This is a genomic window from Salmonella sp. SAL04202 (genome assembly GCF_046550775.1).
In the GTDB taxonomy this organism is placed as follows: domain Bacteria; phylum Pseudomonadota; class Gammaproteobacteria; order Enterobacterales; family Enterobacteriaceae; genus Salmonella; species Salmonella enterica.
In genome coordinates, this window is sequence record NZ_JBGDXK010000006.1 from 1 (window position 1) to 16368 (window position 16368).

Annotated in this window: 17 protein-coding genes and 1 tRNA gene; 10 read left to right on the top strand and 8 right to left on the bottom strand. The window is 52.6% G+C overall.

What is annotated here, in order from left to right; translation table 11 throughout:
- Position 1: 1 nt before the first annotated feature.
- Positions 2–77 (bottom strand) — tRNA-Gly (locus tag ACLJQJ_RS19895).
- Between the two features lie 275 nt (positions 78–352).
- Between ACLJQJ_RS19895 and ACLJQJ_RS19900 the strand changes: the two genes are divergently transcribed.
- Positions 353–1093 carry an arginine ABC transporter substrate-binding protein gene (locus tag ACLJQJ_RS19900; protein ID WP_000727892.1) on the top strand — a complete coding sequence of 247 codons (741 nt, stop codon included), beginning with the start codon at positions 353–355 and terminating at the stop codon, positions 1091–1093.
- Positions 1094–1154: 61 nt separating this feature from the next.
- On the opposite strand, the gene orn is transcribed toward ACLJQJ_RS19900, so the two are convergent.
- On the bottom strand, positions 1155–1700 hold the full coding sequence (orn, locus tag ACLJQJ_RS19905; protein WP_001271546.1) for an oligoribonuclease: 546 nt from the start codon (positions 1698–1700) through the stop codon (positions 1155–1157).
- Positions 1701–1806: 106 nt separating this feature from the next.
- On the opposite strand from orn, the gene rsgA reads away from it, so the two are divergent.
- From rsgA to mscM, 3 genes are all read left to right on the top strand, one after another.
- Positions 1807–2859: a small ribosomal subunit biogenesis GTPase RsgA gene (gene rsgA / locus ACLJQJ_RS19910; protein WP_000041988.1), complete on the top strand. Its 1053-nt coding sequence runs from the start codon at positions 1807–1809 to the stop codon at positions 2857–2859.
- Between the two features lie 91 nt (positions 2860–2950).
- Positions 2951–3919, top strand: a complete 969-nt coding sequence (asd, locus tag ACLJQJ_RS19915; protein ID WP_063809005.1) for an archaetidylserine decarboxylase — start codon at positions 2951–2953, stop codon at positions 3917–3919.
- An 18-nt stretch (positions 3920–3937) separates the two neighbouring features.
- A complete protein-coding gene (gene mscM / locus ACLJQJ_RS19920) occupies positions 3938–7264 on the top strand; it encodes a miniconductance mechanosensitive channel MscM (RefSeq protein WP_001236755.1) in 3327 nt (1108 codons plus the stop codon).
- Between the two features lie 136 nt (positions 7265–7400).
- On the opposite strand, the gene ACLJQJ_RS19925 is transcribed toward mscM, so the two are convergent.
- The 3 genes from ACLJQJ_RS19925 to epmA form a co-directional block, all read right to left on the bottom strand.
- Entirely contained in the window at positions 7401–7721 is a 321-nt protein-coding gene (locus ACLJQJ_RS19925; RefSeq protein ID WP_001736544.1) for a hypothetical protein, read from the bottom strand.
- A gap of 64 nt (positions 7722–7785) precedes the next feature.
- Positions 7786–9288: a glutamate/gamma-aminobutyrate family transporter YjeM gene (yjeM, locus tag ACLJQJ_RS19930; protein ID WP_000149876.1), complete on the bottom strand. Its 1503-nt coding sequence runs from the start codon at positions 9286–9288 to the stop codon at positions 7786–7788.
- 225 nt (positions 9289–9513) lie between these two features.
- Positions 9514–10491 carry an elongation factor P--(R)-beta-lysine ligase gene (gene epmA / locus ACLJQJ_RS19935; protein ID WP_000004794.1) on the bottom strand — a complete coding sequence of 326 codons (978 nt, stop codon included), beginning with the start codon at positions 10489–10491 and terminating at the stop codon, positions 9514–9516.
- A 322-nt stretch (positions 10492–10813) separates the two neighbouring features.
- On the opposite strand from epmA, the gene frdA reads away from it, so the two are divergent.
- The 5 genes from frdA to ACLJQJ_RS19960 all read left to right on the top strand — a co-directional run bounded on the left by frdA (position 10814) and on the right by ACLJQJ_RS19960 (position 14751).
- A complete protein-coding gene (gene frdA / locus ACLJQJ_RS19940) occupies positions 10814–12604 on the top strand; it encodes a fumarate reductase (quinol) flavoprotein subunit (protein WP_001192954.1) in 1791 nt (596 codons plus the stop codon).
- The gene (gene frdB / locus ACLJQJ_RS19945; RefSeq protein ID WP_000829509.1) at positions 12597–13331 is read left to right on the top strand and encodes a fumarate reductase iron-sulfur protein; all 735 of its coding nucleotides are present in this window, start codon (positions 12597–12599) and stop codon (positions 13329–13331) included. The genes frdA and frdB overlap by 8 nt, the downstream gene beginning before the upstream one ends.
- A 10-nt stretch (positions 13332–13341) precedes the next feature.
- Positions 13342–13737 (top strand): fumarate reductase subunit FrdC, encoded by a 396-nt coding sequence (gene frdC, locus ACLJQJ_RS19950; protein WP_000208749.1) that lies wholly within the window; start codon positions 13342–13344, stop codon positions 13735–13737.
- Positions 13738–13747: 10 nt separating this feature from the next.
- Entirely contained in the window at positions 13748–14107 is a 360-nt protein-coding gene (gene frdD / locus ACLJQJ_RS19955) for a fumarate reductase subunit FrdD (RefSeq protein WP_000609650.1), read from the top strand.
- Between the two features lie 110 nt (positions 14108–14217).
- Complete coding sequence (locus ACLJQJ_RS19960) at positions 14218–14751, top strand: lipocalin family protein (protein ID WP_063809006.1); 534 nt, start codon at positions 14218–14220, stop codon at positions 14749–14751.
- 16 nt (positions 14752–14767) lie between these two features.
- Here ACLJQJ_RS19960 and sugE read toward each other — a convergent pair whose 3' ends face one another.
- A complete protein-coding gene (gene sugE / locus ACLJQJ_RS19965; RefSeq protein ID WP_000118469.1) occupies positions 14768–15085 on the bottom strand; it encodes a quaternary ammonium compound efflux SMR transporter SugE in 318 nt (105 codons plus the stop codon).
- A gap of 255 nt (positions 15086–15340) precedes the next feature.
- On the opposite strand from sugE, the gene ACLJQJ_RS19970 reads away from it, so the two are divergent.
- Positions 15341–15928: a helix-turn-helix transcriptional regulator gene (locus ACLJQJ_RS19970; protein WP_000912959.1), complete on the top strand. Its 588-nt coding sequence runs from the start codon at positions 15341–15343 to the stop codon at positions 15926–15928.
- Positions 15929–15958: 30 nt separating this feature from the next.
- On the opposite strand, the gene ecnB is transcribed toward ACLJQJ_RS19970, so the two are convergent.
- On the bottom strand, positions 15959–16105 hold the full coding sequence (ecnB, locus tag ACLJQJ_RS19975; protein ID WP_000239598.1) for a lipoprotein toxin entericidin B: 147 nt from the start codon (positions 16103–16105) through the stop codon (positions 15959–15961).
- A 107-nt stretch (positions 16106–16212) separates the two neighbouring features.
- On the bottom strand, positions 16213–16347 hold the full coding sequence (locus ACLJQJ_RS19980) for an entericidin A/B family lipoprotein (RefSeq protein WP_000977687.1): 135 nt from the start codon (positions 16345–16347) through the stop codon (positions 16213–16215).
- Between the last annotated feature and the right edge of the window lie 21 nt (positions 16348–16368).

Genomic DNA, 16368 nt, shown 5'->3' on the forward strand with positions numbered 1-16368 from the left:
TTGGAGCGGGAAACGAGACTCGAACTCGCGACCCCGACCTTGGCAAGGTCGTGCTCTACCAACTGAGCTATTCCCGCAAATTTGTTGCTGTCGTAATTCGCATTTCTGCGTCGTTACGGGAGGCGCATTATACGAGAAATCCATTTAGCTGCAAGCCCCTGAACGCATTTTTTCGCGATTTTTGTTTGAATGCTGATTAAATCACCAAACAAGACAAAAAACGAGCAAAGCGTGCGCTATGCAACAAAAAACTTTTCACGCCACGCCTAAAGGCACAGAATCAGAATAGCACCCTGCGCCAAAAAAAGAATAGCACGGTGACCACAACATCCAATTGATATCAGGGATCAAGATGAAAAAAAAACTTATTGTCATGCTGTTAGCCAGCCTCTCCGTTCACGCCGCTTCCGTTTCCGCCAGAACATTACATTTTGGCACCTCCGCCACCTATGCGCCCTATGAGTTTGTCGATGCCGATAATAAAATTGTTGGTTTCGATATTGATGTCGCCAACGCGGTCTGCAAAGAGATGCAAGCGGAGTGCTCATTCACTAACCAGAGCTTTGATAGTCTGATCCCCGGCCTACGCTTCAAAAAGTTTGATGCGGTGATCGCCGGTATGGATATGACGCCCAAACGTGAACAGCAGGTCTCCTTTAGCCAACCCTATTACGAAGGTTTATCGGCGGTAGTCGTCACGCGTAAAGGGGCTTATCACACTTTTGCCGATCTGAAAGGCAAAAAAGTCGGTCTGGAAAACGGTACAACGCATCAGCGCTATTTGCAGGATAAACAACAAGCCATCACGCCTGTCGCCTATGACAGCTATCTAAACGCCTTTACCGATCTGAAAAACAACCGTCTTGAGGGCGTGTTTGGCGATGTCGCCGCGATTGGTAAGTGGCTAAAAAACAATCCGGATTACGCCATCATGGATGAACGCGCCAGCGATCCTGACTACTACGGAAAAGGGTTAGGCATTGCGGTACGCAAAGGCAACGACGCGCTATTGCAAGAAATTAATGCCGCGCTCGACAAGGTGAAAGCATCGCCGGAATATGCGCAAATGCAGGAGAAATGGTTTACGCAGTAATTCAGCGTGGGGAGAGCTGCCGGATGAGACGCTCTGGCGTTGCCATCCGGCATGTTACGCCTCACAGCTTAATGAAATGCTCGCGGTAGTAAGCCAGCTCCGCCACCGACTCGCGAATATCATCCATCGCCTGGTGCGTGCCCTGCTTGGTAAAGCCGGCCAGAATCTCCGGCTTCCAGCGGCGCGCCAGTTCCTTGAGCGTACTGACATCCAGATAGCGATAGTGGAAGTAGGCCTCCAGTTCCGGCATATATTTAAACAGAAAACGACGATCCTGACCGATGCTGTTACCGCAAATCGGCGACTTACCCGCAGGCACCCACGTTTTCAGAAATTCAATCGTCGCCAGTTCAGCGTCTCGTTCGCCCATCGTACTTGCCTTAACGCGATCTACCAGGCCGCTGCCGGTATGGGTGCGCACGTTCCAGTCATCCATTAACGCCAGTTGCGCATCGGATTGATGTACCGCAATCGTCGGCCCTTCCGCCAGAATGTTCAGGCTGGCATCCGTCACCAGCGTGGCTATCTCAATAATGCGATCGCGCTCGGGGTCCAGACCTGTCATCTCCAGATCGATCCAAATCAGGTTGTTTTCATCGGCACTCATGCTATTTTCCACCCTTCAGAGGTCACATTCACTGTGACTATATTCATCTACAATTGCGTGTATCATAGATGTTTTGCCCACTATGGGCGACCAGGAGCCAGTACGATTGAGCAAAAATAAACTCTCCAAAGGCCAGCAGCGCCGTGTGAACGCCAATCACCAGCGTCGTTTAAAAACGTCCGTGGAGAAAGCCGACTACGATGACAACCTGTTTGGCGAGCCTGCAGAAGGTATCGTCATTAGCCGTTTTGGTATGCATGCCGATGTGGAGTCTGCTGACGGCGAGGTTCACCGCTGCAATATCCGCCGCACTATCCGTTCGCTGGTGACGGGCGATCGCGTCGTCTGGCGTCCGGGCAAAGCCGCCGCAGAGGGCGTCAACGTAAAAGGCATCGTTGAAGCGGTGCATGAGCGCACCTCGGTATTGACGCGCCCGGACTTCTACGACGGCGTGAAGCCTATTGCCGCCAACATTGACCAAATCGTTATCGTCTCCGCGATTTTGCCGGAGCTGTCGCTGAATATCATCGATCGCTATCTGGTCGGCTGTGAAACCCTACAGGTTGAGCCGCTTATCGTACTCAATAAAATTGATCTGCTGGACGACGAAGGTATGGACTTCGTTAATGAGCAGATGGATATCTACCGCAATATCGGCTATCGCGTGCTGATGGTCTCCAGCCATACGCAGGATGGTCTGAAACCGCTGGAAGAAGCGTTAACCGGTCGTATCAGTATTTTTGCCGGGCAGTCCGGCGTCGGAAAATCCAGTCTGCTAAACGCTCTGCTCGGCTTACAGAACGAGATTCTGACGAACGATGTGTCGAATGTCTCCGGTCTGGGTCAACATACCACTACCGCTGCTCGTCTGTATCATTTCCCGCATGGCGGCGATGTCATTGATTCCCCCGGCGTGCGCGAGTTCGGCTTATGGCATCTGGAGCCGGAACAAATCACCCAGGGCTTTGTCGAATTTCATGACTATTTGGGACATTGCAAATACCGGGACTGCAAGCATGACGCCGATCCAGGCTGCGCCATTCGCGAAGCGGTAGAGAACGGCGCTATTGCGGAAACCCGTTTCGAAAATTATCACCGAATTCTTGAAAGTATGGCGCAGGTAAAAACGCGTAAAAACTTTTCTGATACGGACGACTGACAGATACGCTAGGCGTCGTTAGAATCGTCCCCTTTTTTCAGGATACCGGTATAACTGCCGGTTCAGGAACAACAATGGCCTGGAGGCTACCTTGTTAAACTCATTTAAACTTTCGCTACAATACATTCTGCCGAAACTATGGCTCACTCGCCTGGCGGGCTGGGGCGCAAGCAAACGAGCAGGATGGCTGACAAAACTGGTTATCGATCTCTTCGTAAAGTATTACAAAGTCGATATGACCGAGGCGCAAAAACCGGATACCGCCAGCTATCGTACGTTCAATGATTTCTTTGTTCGTCCGCTGCGTGATGACGTGCGTCCGCTCAATACCGATCCTAACATCCTGGTGATGCCTGCCGACGGCGTGATAAGCCAGTTGGGTCGTATCGAAGAAGATAAAATTTTGCAGGCCAAAGGCCATAATTACAGCCTTGAGGCATTGCTGGCGGGTAACTACCTGATGGCGGATAAGTTCCGCAACGGCACGTTTGTGACCACTTACCTCTCCCCTCGCGACTACCATCGCGTGCATATGCCATGCAACGGCATCCTGCGTGAAATGATCTACGTACCGGGCGATCTGTTCTCCGTTAACCATCTGACCGCGCAAAACGTCCCCAACCTGTTTGCCCGCAACGAGCGCGTTATCTGCCTGTTTGATACCGAGTTCGGCCCTATGGCGCAGATTCTGGTCGGCGCAACTATTGTCGGCAGTATCGAAACCGTCTGGGCGGGGACCATTACCCCGCCGCGCGAAGGCATCATCAAGCGCTGGACCTGGCCAGAAGGCGAATATGAAGGGTCTGTCGCCTTGTTGAAAGGCCAGGAGATGGGACGCTTTAAACTGGGTTCCACGGTCATCAACTTATTTGCGCCGGGGAAAGTGAATCTGATCGCGTCGCTGGCAAGCCTGTCCGTTACCAAAATTGGCCAACCGCTGGCGACGTCGACCGAAACATTCGTCGCGCCGGAGGTAGAACCTGCTCCGCTGCCGGCAGAAGAAATTAAAGCCGAACACGACGCCAGCCCGCTGGTTGACAATAAAAAAGACGACACCTAATCAAGAGAGAATGCTGACGTGCGCCTGATTATCGCTTTTCTGATGGCCTGGTGCCTCAGCACGGGGGCGTTCGCCGCAACGGCCCCCGACGCCAAACAAATCACGCAGGAACTGGAGCAGGCAAAAGCGGCGAAGCCCGCTCAGCCGGAAGCCGTTGAGGCGCTCCAGACTGCGTTAAACGCGCTTGAAGAGCGAAAAGGCTCGCTTGAGCGCGCGAAACAATATCAACACGTTATTGATAACTTCCCTAAGCTATCCGCCACCTTGCGCGCCCAGTTGAATAATCTGCGCGATGAACCTCGCAGCGTACCGCCAGAGATGTCCACCGAAGCGTTAAATCAGGAGATCTTGCAGGTTAGCAGCCAGCTACTGGATAAAACCCGCGAGGCGCAACAGGAGCAGGAGCGCGTCAGGGAGATCGCCGACTCGCTCAGCCAGCTTCCCCAACAGCAAAACGACGCCCGCCGCCAGCTTAATGAGATTGAGCGACGACTCGGCGCCGCAGGCGGAAGTGCCGCGCTTAGCCAGGCGCAAAGTCTCAGTATGCAGGCGGAGTCCGCCAAACTAAAAGCGTTAGTCGACGAACTGGAGTTGGCGCAACTGTCCGCCAACAACCGGCAGGAACTGGCTCGTCTGCGTTCCGAGCTGGCGGAAAAACAGAGTCAGCAATTGGATGCGTATCTTCAGGCGCTGCGCAATCAGCTCAATAGCCTGCGCCAACGTGAAGCGGAACGCGCGCTGGAAAGCACTGAGCTGCTGGCGGAAAACAGCGCCGGTTTGCCGGAAGGCATCGTCGAACAATTTAAAGTCAACCGCGAGCTGTCACAGGCGCTCAATCAACAAGCGCAGCGGATGGATCTGGTCGCTTCGCAGCAGCGACAGGCCACCAGCCAAACGTTACAGGTGCGCCAGGCGCTCAATACGCTGCGGGAGCAGTCGCAATGGCTTGGCGTGTCCAACATGCTTGGCGAAGCGCTGCGCGCGCAGGTCGCCCGTCTGCCAGAGATGCCTAAACCGCAGCAGCTTGATACGGAAATGGCGCAGCTACGCGTTCACCGTATGCGCTATGAAGAATTACTCAATAAACAGCCGCAGCTACGGCAAATACGTCAGGCCAATGGACAACCACTGACCGCCGAGCAAAACCAGATTCTTGACGCCCAGCTTCGCACTCAGCGCGAGCTGCTCAACTCTTTGTTACAGGGCGGCGACACGCTGATCCTGGAGTTGACCAAACTGAAAGTCTCCAACAGCCAACTGGAGGATGCGCTTAAAGAGGTTAATGAAGCGACCCACCGTTATCTGTTCTGGACCGCTGACGTTAGCCCGCTATCGCTCTCCTGGCCTGTTGATTTGGTTCAGGATTTACGTCGGCTTATCTCATTAGATACGTTTAATCAGTTAGGTAAAGCCAGCATCATGATGCTGACCAGCAAAGAGACGCTACTGCCGTTATTCGGCGCGCTGGCGCTGGTCGGGTTTAGCCTCTATTCACGCCAACACTTCAACCGGTTCCTTGAGCGCTCGGCCTCGCGCGTCGGGAAAGTCACCCAGGATCACTTCTCGCTGACGCTGCGAACGGTGTTCTGGTCGATTCTGGTCGCCTCGCCGCTGCCCGTCTTGTGGGCGACGCTCGGCTATGGTCTACAGGAAGCCTGGCCGTATCCGCTGGCCGTCGCCATCGGTGATGGCGTGACGGCGACAGTACCGCTGTTGTGGGTAGTCATGATTTGCGCCGCTTTTGCCCGTCCTAATGGTCTGTTTGTGGCGCATTTCGGCTGGCCGCGAAACCGGGTAGCGAAAGCGATGCGCTACTACCTGATGAGCATTGGGCTGATCGTGCCGCTCATCATGGCAGTGATCATGTTTGATAATCTTAACGATCGGGAGTTTTCCGGCTCGTTGGGCCGCCTTTGCTTCATCCTGATATGCGGCGCGCTGGCGCTGGTCACGCTGAGTCTGAAAAAAGCGGGCATCCCGCTCTATCTTGATAAAGAAGGCAACGGCGACAACATGGTCAACAGCCTGCTGTGGAATATGCTGATGGGCGCGCCGCTTATCGCGATTCTGGCGGCGGCGGTGGGTTATCTGGCCACGGCGCAGGCGCTACTGGCGAGACTGGAAACCTCGGTCGCCATCTGGTTCCTGTTGCTGGTCATTTATCACGTCATTCGCCGCTGGATGCTGATCCAACGACGCCGACTGGCTTTTGACCGCGCCAAACATCGTCGGGCGGAAATGCTGGCGCAGCGCGCGCGCGGCGAAGAAGAACCGGCGCACTCCTCCAGCCTGGAAGGCGCGGTCGACATCGATGAAAGTGAAATCGATCTTGACGCTATTAGCGCTCAGTCGCTGCGTCTGGTCCGCTCAATTCTGATGCTTATCGCCCTGCTATCGGTAATTGTACTGTGGTCGGAAATCCACTCGGCATTCGGCTTCCTGGAGAATATTTCGCTGTGGGATGTCACCTCTACGGTGCAAGGCGTGGAAAGCCTGGAGCCGATTACTCTGGGGGCGGTGCTCATTGCGATTCTGGTCTTTATCATCACCACGCAGTTGGTGCGTAATCTGCCTGCGCTGCTGGAACTGGCGTTATTACAGCATCTCGATTTAACGCCAGGTACCGGTTACGCCATCACGACCATCACCAAATATCTGTTAATGCTGATTGGCGGACTGGTCGGTTTCTCAATGATCGGCATTGAGTGGTCGAAGCTACAATGGCTGGTGGCCGCGCTCGGCGTTGGGCTTGGTTTTGGCCTACAAGAAATTTTCGCTAACTTTATCTCCGGCCTGATTATTTTGTTTGAAAAGCCGATTCGTATCGGCGATACGGTGACCATTCGCGATCTCACCGGCAGCGTGACCAAAATCAATACCCGCGCCACCACCATCAGCGACTGGGATCGTAAAGAGATTATCGTGCCGAATAAAGCCTTTATCACCGAACAGTTTATCAACTGGTCGCTGTCTGACTCCGTTACGCGCGTGGTGTTAACCATCCCGGCGCCAGCGGATGCCAATAGCGAAGAGGTGACGCAAATTCTGCTGACGGCGGCGCAGCGCTGTTCTTTGGTGCTTGATAACCCACCGCCTGAAATCTTTCTGGTGGATCTCCAGCAGGGTATTCAGATTTTCGAACTGCGTATCTATGCCGCGGAAATGGGACACCGTATGCCATTACGCCATGAGATCCACCAATTGATTCTGGCTGGCTTCCGCGAACACGGTATTGATATGCCGTTCCCGCCGTTCCAGATGCGTCTGGAGAGTCTCGGCGGTAAACAAACGGGGAGAACGTTAACGTCAGCGGGTAAAACCAGCCGCCCGGCGGGCAGTTTGTAGCGCATGATTCAGGCAAGAAATGCCGGATGCGACCCGTCGGGTCTTATCCGGCCTACGGGCCGGCAATTAACCTGTAGGCCCGATAAGCTTGCGCCATCGGGCATTTCATCGCAGCTCACAGATATTTTCGGACTTATTATGCGTCCAGATCGGCAACAGGCAGGTTAATTTCGCTATAGCGCATTCGGAATAAATCGCCGTAACCCACCAGTTCTCCGCGAAATACGAGGCATCTTATAACATACGCGCAATAAATATCCGACACATGTTTCCACTTATCCTCATCGCGATCCCTTAACGTGCCAATAGTCATTCCTACTACCATCGCAACCTTTCGACGTGCAACATGAACGGAAGAAAGAATAACCTTTTCTATTTCAAGGATATCTTCCGGAGTAAAATTGAGTGCCCTAACCTCATCTTCCGTGATAATCGGGTCTCTCGAACTATCATTCATAATGTTCTCCATCGGGCAATAAACGCCGGATGCGACCCTTGGGGTCTTATCCGGCATACGGTCTTTACTCCGCCGCCCACTCCGGATCAGCGCTCATGCGGCTGCTGTAATTCTGATAAATCGCCATCGCCAGCAGCGAGAAGAAGATCGGGCCGCCGATCATCCACAAGGCGCTGTCCCAGTCCCCAGCTTCAATCACCGGCTGGATGATGGTAAAGACGTTGGCAAACGTCACCACCAGCACCACAACACCCGTCGCGACCAGGGTAGAGGCTTTGGTTTTAAATAGAACAAATGGCCGCTCCAGATCCTGACGCGCTTTAAAGAAGGGAAATGCCAGCGCAAGGAACAGGTATGGCAAGGTCATTGAGACGTTCGCCATCAGCGTGAGTTTGTTATAAAACGCCGATGCAGTGTCACCGCCAAAAGAGACCAGCAAAATAAACAGACTCACCAGCACGCACTGTAGCCACATAGCGGTCGCCGGCATACCGTTAGCGTTCAGTGTCGTCATCGGCGCGGGCCACAACGCTTTTGGCGTCCCCTGAATAATGGCTTTCAGCGGTGAATAGCTCAACGTAAAAAACGCGCCGGTATAAGCCAGAAACATAGAAAGGCCGGTGATACGCGCAAACCAGACGCCCACCGTCATCGCAGCTTCCGGAGAAAGGTTTAACGCGTTACCTAATGTCGTGCCTAAACTCGACATCAGAATGTAGGTGATATTCCCTAAGTTAACGGCGCTATTACTTAATATCTGTTGCCAGTTAGTGCTGACGCCCCATAAAAAGATCGCCAAAGAATAACCAATTGAAATCACAATGGCCGCGAAAACAATACCTTTCGCAAAATTCTTTTCCGGTTTCTCGGTTTTATCCACCAGTCCGCCGACAGCCTCAATACCGCCGTAAGCAAAAATAGCAAATACCACAAATGACAACATTGCCAGGCCGGAGTGATAACCCGGATTCGGTGACGAGGTAAAATTAATCTCTTGTGCAAAATGCCCACCATTTAATAACAAAATAGCGACACTCACTAACAATAAAACTAAATTAAGACACATTACGGCAATACCTCCGACCGCCGTAATTCGCGCAATTTTATTGATCCCTCTGGCGGCGACACACGTCACCAGAATCATCCAGCCAACGGCGAGCAGCCCGACAACCTGCGTAGGCTCAAGCCCCGCAATACGCCAGTGCTGCGTCATATCGGCACCAAAAACAAAAGTAGAAAACGGTACCCAAATTTTTGCCGCCGTACTTACCATCCATATGACATACGATGAAAACCACATAAACGTGCCGATAAACGCGTAACGTGGCCCCACGCTATTATTCATCCACGAATAGATCCCGCCCTCTTCTTTGCGATAAGCGGAACCCATTTCAGCCATCATTAAGGCGAATGGAATAAAAAACAGCAAGGCAGAAAATATATACCACGGGATTGCGCTATACCCCATTAAATAAAACGCCGACGGGCTATTCGCAAAACCAAAAACAGAAGTAAAAATCATCAGGATAAGCCCAATAAGGCTCATCTTTTTTATCGTGTGGGTCATTCAACCATCCCTTACGCTCGAGCGCGTTTGCCAGACGCCGCTCACCGATTGACGCCGCCTTCTTTTTTACGAAGGTCAGCGATAAAAAAATCAACACAGGATTGATACCTAAATGGCATCAAAGTTCCAGCCTTATGTTGTGGAAAACAGAGGGTAATTGAAAAAATATGCTACAAAATGGCGCTTATTGCGCCATTTTATCTCGCGAAAGAGTGAATTTCAGATTTACGCCCGATCGACCGTAAAAGCAATCACGTCCGCCAGGCTTTCTGCTCCCAGCGCCAGCATCACCAGACGATCAACACCCAGCGCCACGCCGGAACAATCCGGTAGACCGGCGGCCAGCGCATCCAGTAGATTTTGGTCAATCGGCTGCTGCGGCAGACCGCGCGCGGCGCGCTTACGATTGTCCTGTTCAAAGCGCTGTTGTTGCTCACGTGCGTCCGTCAGTTCGTGGAAACCATTCGCCAGCTCAATACCTTTGTAGTACACCTCAAAGCGCTCGGCGACGCGATGATCCTCGGTACTGATTTGTGCCAGCGATGCCTGACTTGCCGGAAAGTGATAAATAAAGGTCGGCTTTTCTTTACCTATATGCGGCTCAACCCCCATCGTGAACAGCAGTTGCAGCAACGTATCACGGTCTTCTTCCGTATCGGCGATATTGCTTAAATCAAGCTTTGCCGCCGCCTCACGCAGTTGCGTTTTATCTGCTGATAACGGGTCAATCTCCAGATGGCGCTGAAACGCCTGTTGATAGGAGAGACTTTCCGCAGGTTGACAATCCAGCACTTGCTGAAGCAAATCATCCACTTCATTCATCAGGCGGTACATATCGTAATGCGGGCGATACCACTCCAGCATAGTGAATTCCGGATTATGATGTCGTCCCATCTCTTCATTACGGAAACTGCGGCATAGCTGGAAAACCGGACCGCACCCTGCCGCCAGCAGGCGTTTCATATGGTATTCCGGACTGGTCATTAAATAGAGGTTGATCCCCTGGGAATGGCCAGGTCCGACGAAACGCGTTTCGAACGGGAACAGATGAATGTCTGTGACCGTCGCCTGACTCATGCAGGGCGTCTCAACCTCAAGCACTCCACGATCGGCAAAGAAACGACGGATTTCCGCCATAATCGCCGCACGTTTTAATAAATTGGGGATGGACGCGCTCGGCTGCCAGGTTGCCGTTTCGCTCATGATTCTTTCTCCAGTTTAAGACAAGGTCACGAAGTCTACTCGCAACGCGCGGGCGAAACAAATTTTGCGCAGGCGTATCGGGCGCCTTCTGGAGGGTAAAAAAAGTGATTTCAGATGGTTTAGTAATTAAATTAATCAAAATCAATGATAATTCATCCCTCTGATACGCTAAAAAAATCGAACACGTCAAATTTCCCTCACATCCCTGAGACTATACTGTTGTACCCATAAAGGAGCAGTGGAAACGCATTCATACTTCGCAGAACCCAGAGGCTTTATCTGGCTGCGCGAGGGTGAAATTACAATAATCTGGAGGAATGTCGTGCAAACCTTTCAAGCCGATCTTGCCATTATAGGCGCCGGTGGCGCGGGATTACGTGCTGCAATTGCTGCCGCACAGGCGAATCCCAATGCTAAAATCGCACTGATCTCAAAAGTGTACCCGATGCGCAGCCATACCGTCGCTGCCGAAGGGGGTTCAGCCGCTGTCGCCCAGGATCATGACAGCTTTGACTACCATTTTCACGATACGGTAGCAGGCGGAGACTGGCTGTGTGAGCAGGATGTCGTGGATTACTTTGTCCACCATTGTCCCACTGAGATGACGCAGCTGGAGCAATGGGGCTGCCCGTGGAGCCGCCGTCCGGACGGTAGCGTTAACGTGCGTCGCTTCGGTGGTATGAAAATCGAGCGTACCTGGTTCGCCGCGGATAAAACCGGCTTCCATATGCTGCATACTCTGTTCCAGACTTCCCTGCAGTTCCCACAAATCCAGCGCTTTGACGAACATTTTGTGCTGGATATTCTGGTTGATGACAACCATGCGCGCGGCCTGGTGGCAATGAACATGATGGAAGGCACGCTGGTGCAAATCCGCGCCAACGCCGTGGTCATGGCGACAGGCGGCGCAGGCCGCGTATACCGCTATAACACCAACGGCGGCATCGTCACCGGCGACGGGATGGGCATGGCGCTGAGCCACGGCGTTCCGCTGCGTGATATGGAATTCGTTCAGTATCACCCGACCGGCCTGCCAGGTTCCGGTATCCTGATGACTGAAGGTTGCCGCGGCGAAGGCGGTATTCTGGTCAATAAAAATGGCTACCGTTACCTGCAAGACTACGGCATGGGCCCCGAAACGCCGCTGGGCGAGCCGAAAAACAAATATATGGAACTGGGGCCGCGCGACAAAGTATCCCAGGCTTTCTGGCACGAATGGCGTAAAGGCAACACCATCTCCACGCCGCGCGGCGATGTGGTTCACCTCGATCTGCGTCATCTCGGCGAGAAGAAACTGCATGAACGTCTGCCGTTCATTTGCGAACTGGCGAAAGCTTATGTCGGCGTCGATCCGGTTAAAGAACCGATTCCAGTACGTCCGACCGCGCACTACACCATGGGCGGCATTGAAACCGACCAGAACTGTGAAAGCCGTGTCAAAGGGCTGTTTGCCGTTGGCGAATGCTCCTCTGTTGGCCTGCATGGCGCGAACCGCCTCGGTTCCAACTCACTGGCGGAACTGGTGGTGTTTGGTCGTCTGGCTGGCGAACAAGCAATGGAACGCGCTGCTACGGCAGGCGCCGCAAATAGCGCCGCGCTCGACGCCCAGGTTGCCGATATTGAACAGCGTCTGAAAAATCTGGTGAACCAGGAAGGCAACGAAAACTGGTCGAAGATCCGCGATGAGATGGGTCTGTCTATGGAAGAAGGTTGCGGTATTTACCGTACCCCGGAACTGATGCAGAAAACCGTTGATAAACTGGCCGAGCTTCAGGAACGTTTCAAGCGCGTACGTATCTCCGATACTTCCAGCGTGTTCAACACTGACCTGCTGTATACCATCGAACTGGGTCATGGTCTGAACGTGGCGGAATGTATGGCGCACTCTGCGCTGGCGCGTAAAGAGTCCCGCGGCGCGCATCAGCGTCTGGATGAAGGCTGTACCGAGCGCGACGATGTGAACTTCCTCAAGCACACCCTCGCCTTCCGCGATGCTGATGGCACGACCCGTCTGGAATACAGCGACGTGAAAATCACCACCCTGCCGCCAGCCAAACGTGTTTACGGCGGTGAAGCGGAAGCAGCCGATAAGAAGGAGAAGGCGAATGGCTGAGATGAAAAACCTGAAAGTTGAGGTGGTGCGCTATAACCCGGAAACCGATACCGCGCCGCACAGTGCTTTCTATGAAGTTCCTTATGATGAAACAACATCGCTACTGGACGCGTTGGGCTACATCAAAGATAACCTGTCGCCAGACCTGAGCTACCGCTGGTCCTGCCGTATGGCGATCTGCGGCTCCTGCGGCATGATGGTCAACAACGTCCCTAAACTGGCGTGTAAAACCTTCCTGCGCGATTACACCAACGGTATGAAGGTGGAAGCGCTGGCGAACTTCCCGATTGAGCGCGATCTGGTTGTCGATATGACGCACTTTATCGAAAGCCTGGAAGCGATCAAACCGTACATTATTGGCAACTCTCGCACGCCAGATCAGGGGCCGAATGTCCAGACCCCGGCGCAAATGGCGAAGTATCACCAGTTCTCCGGTTGCATCAACTGTGGTCTGTGCTACGCCGCGTGCCCGCAGTTCGGTCTGAATCCTGAGTTTATCGGACCGGCTGCGATTACGCTGGCGCATCGCTATAACGAAGATAGCCGCGATCACGGTAAGAAGGAGCGTATGGCGCAGTTGAACAGTCCGAACGGCGTATGGACCTGTACTTTCGTGGGCTACTGCTCCGAAGTCTGTCCAAAACATGTCGATCCGGCTGCGGCCATTCAGCAGGGTAAAGTGGAAAGCTCGAAAGACTTTCTTATCGCTACCCTGAAACCACGCTAAGGAGTGCAACATGACGACTAAACGCAAACCCTATGTGCGGCCGATGACGTCCACCTGGTGGAAAAAACTGCCGTTTTATCGCTTTTATATGCTGCGCGAAGGCACAGCGGTGCCGGCAGTCTGGTTCAGTATTGAACTGATTTTCGGTCTGTTTGCGCTCAAACACGGCGCGGAATCCTGGATGGGATTCGTCGGCTTTTTACAAAACCCGGTGGTAGTGATCTTAAACCTGATCACCCTGGCGGCCGCGCTGCTGCACACCAAAACCTGGTTTGAACTGGCGCCGAAGGCGGCCAATATCATTGTAAAAGACGAAAAAATGGGGCCAGAGCCAATCATCAAAGGGCTTTGGGTGGTCACTGCGGTAGTCACCGTAGTCATTCTGTATGTTGCCCTGTTCTGGTAAGGAGTCCCGGATGATTAATCCAAACCCAAAACGTTCTGATGAACCCGTATTCTGGGGACTGTTTGGCGCAGGCGGTATGTGGGGCGCGATCATCGCGCCGGTGATCGTGCTACTGGTTGGCATCATGCTGCCGCTGGGGCTATTTCCGGGCGATGCCCTGAGTTTTGAGCGCGTACTGACGTTCGCCCAAAGCTTTATTGGTCGCGTTTTTCTGTTCCTGATGATCGTGCTGCCGCTATGGTGTGGCCTACACCGTATGCACCACGCGATGCATGACCTGAAAATCCACGTGCCTGCGGGCAAATGGGTCTTCTACGGTCTGGCGGCAATCCTGACCGTTGTGACGGCGATTGGCGTTATCACTCTCTAAGTTGCCACGACGCCCTCTTATCTACCCGATAAGAGGGCGTTTTTTCTTTTCCTGCCTCTCATTTTCCCGCCAGGTTCTACACTTAGAAAAAACACTGGAAGGAAAATTTTATGCGCATTCTGCCCGTCGTTGCTGCAGTTACGGCTGCATTTCTGGTTGTCGCCTGTAGTTCGCCTACTCCGCCTAAAGGCGTTACCGTGGTAAATAACTTTGATGCCAAACGTTACCTCGGCACCTGGTATGAGATCGCACGCCTCGATCATCGATTTGAACGTGGGCTGGAACAAGTCACGGCCACCTATAGTCTGCGTGACGATGGCGGGATTAATGTCATCAATAAAGGCTATAACCCGGATCGGGGAATGTGGCAAAAAACAGAAGGCAAAGCGTATTTTACCGGTAATCCAAACCGCGCCGCGCTCAAGGTCTCTTTTTTCGGCCCGTTCTACGGCGGCTATAACGTGATTGCGCTTGACCGGGAATACCGTCATGCGCTGGTGTGCGGCCCGGATCGCGACTATCTGTGGATACTCTCTCGCACGCCAACGCTTTCTGAGGAAATAAAACAGCAAATGCTGGCCGTCGCGACCCGGGAGGGGTTTGACGTCAATAAATTAATTTGGGTAAAACAATCAGGTTCGTAGCAATATCAGCGACAAATTAATGCGCACTGAGTTTTAGCCCAATGATACCCGCGACGATCAAGCCAAGACTGAGCAAACGCGCCGGTGAGGCAGACTCGCCCAGCAGAAGGATACCGGTGATTGCCGCCCCGACGGCGCCGATGCCGGTCCAGATGGCGTACGCCGTTCCAACGGGCAGCGTTTTCATTGCCCAGGAAAGTAACGCCATACTGATAACCATGGCCGTAATGGTGATAATACTGGGGGTCAGACGAGAAAAACCGTGGGTATACTTCAGGCCGACAGCCCATACCACTTCAAGTAAACCAGCGATTAATAGAATGATCCAGGACATAGCAGGCTCCAGATAATTAATGGGGCCGTCCCCGGTGAGAATAGCGTTTACAGGTCGTCCTGTAACGTATACGGATGAAAAGCCATTTTTGCCTGAGAGAAAATGAATTTCAACCTTTTTATTTTTTTCCGTCTAAAGGCGGGAATTGGCCCTTTTAAGCCGCGTAGTTTTCGCATTTAGCGCCCACAGGAGTTCTCTATGATGGAACGCCTTCTGGGAAAGAAAGTGCTTTACTACTTCCGGGTGCAAACAACTATGTTGAAAATTTTAGTGATAGACCGATGCCACTTTACCCGTACGGGCATGGAGGCCTGGCTTAATCACACTGATGTGCTCAGTTCTTCACTGCTGGTATCCGGGATGAATAACCTTATACTGGCGAAAGAACATATTCTGCAATGGAAGCCCCATCTGGTTATCGCTGATTTATATGGTTTTCTCAACGATGCCTTACCCGAGCAGCCTATCAATGCATTTTTTGCCGCCTGCAGGATGACGCCGTTGGTATTATTACAGTCAGGGAATATGCCGTACAGACCGCAATATGCCAGTCATGCGGTGTTATCTAAACACACGCCTTTACATGAGCTTGCACAACGAATTAAAGGAGCGCTATATACTCATCCACTGCAGGAAGCGCCGGAAAGCGCCACGCCATTGCTCTCTCCGCAGGAGGAAAAAGTGCTCGCGATGTGGACGGAAGGCACCAGCAATAAAGAGATTGCGTATGCGCTTGGCATTCACGGGAAAACGGTTTACACCTATAAGCGTAATATCCGTATGAAACTTCATATGGATAACCGGTATTCTCCCTTTCTTATGCTTCCGGAGAAAATCGATTAACGGTACGACGCCATGCCGTACCGTTGATGATTACTGCTGAGCTCTGGTTGCAGCGCCAGAGATCGCACTACCACCGTCCGAGATGTCCTCGCCCACGCCGCGCGTGGTATTACAAGCAGTTAATACAGTGGAAAGTACCAAAACAGAAAAGATCGCTGCAATTGTCTTTTTAACCATAATGTCTTCCTTTTCTAGCCAATGTTGTTTGTGTATAGCAACTTAATAATAGACAACATCCCAGAAAATGACGGGCGATCGACTAATTTTAGGAAGACGAGAAGCGATTAGCTGGCTGCGCGGGAGATGGCGTGGCCAAGATGCTGAATATCTTCACCGAAGCCGCGGGCGGTATTACATGCCGTTAATAATGTGCTGGTAAGAAGAACCAGCGCGACAAGACCGATAAAGCGTTTCATCATTGAGGCGCGAAAAATAGGATG

What these genes read in the sequence shown, in the direction of transcription:
- ACLJQJ_RS19900 (WP_000727892.1), top strand. Translation starts at nt 353, where the DNA reads ATGAAAAAAAAACTTATTGTCATGCTGTTAGCCAGCCTCTCCGTTCAC.
- orn (WP_001271546.1), bottom strand. Translation starts at nt 1,700, where the DNA reads ATGAGTGCCGATGAAAACAACCTGATTTGGATCGATCTGGAGATGACA.
- ACLJQJ_RS19925 (WP_001736544.1), bottom strand. Translation starts at nt 7,721, where the DNA reads ATGAATGATAGTTCGAGAGACCCGATTATCACGGAAGATGAGGTTAGG.
- yjeM (WP_000149876.1), bottom strand. Translation starts at nt 9,288, where the DNA reads ATGACCCACACGATAAAAAAGATGAGCCTTATTGGGCTTATCCTGATG.
- epmA (WP_000004794.1), bottom strand. Translation starts at nt 10,491, where the DNA reads ATGAGCGAAACGGCAACCTGGCAGCCGAGCGCGTCCATCCCCAATTTA.
- frdB (WP_000829509.1), top strand. Translation starts at nt 12,597, where the DNA reads ATGGCTGAGATGAAAAACCTGAAAGTTGAGGTGGTGCGCTATAACCCG.
- frdC (WP_000208749.1), top strand. Translation starts at nt 13,342, where the DNA reads ATGACGACTAAACGCAAACCCTATGTGCGGCCGATGACGTCCACCTGG.
- frdD (WP_000609650.1), top strand. Translation starts at nt 13,748, where the DNA reads ATGATTAATCCAAACCCAAAACGTTCTGATGAACCCGTATTCTGGGGA.
- ACLJQJ_RS19960 (WP_063809006.1), top strand. Translation starts at nt 14,218, where the DNA reads ATGCGCATTCTGCCCGTCGTTGCTGCAGTTACGGCTGCATTTCTGGTT.
- sugE (WP_000118469.1), bottom strand. Translation starts at nt 15,085, where the DNA reads ATGTCCTGGATCATTCTATTAATCGCTGGTTTACTTGAAGTGGTATGG.
- ACLJQJ_RS19970 (WP_000912959.1), top strand. Translation starts at nt 15,341, where the DNA reads ATGTTGAAAATTTTAGTGATAGACCGATGCCACTTTACCCGTACGGGC.
- ecnB (WP_000239598.1), bottom strand. Translation starts at nt 16,105, where the DNA reads ATGGTTAAAAAGACAATTGCAGCGATCTTTTCTGTTTTGGTACTTTCC.
- ACLJQJ_RS19980 (WP_000977687.1), bottom strand. Translation starts at nt 16,347, where the DNA reads ATGATGAAACGCTTTATCGGTCTTGTCGCGCTGGTTCTTCTTACCAGC.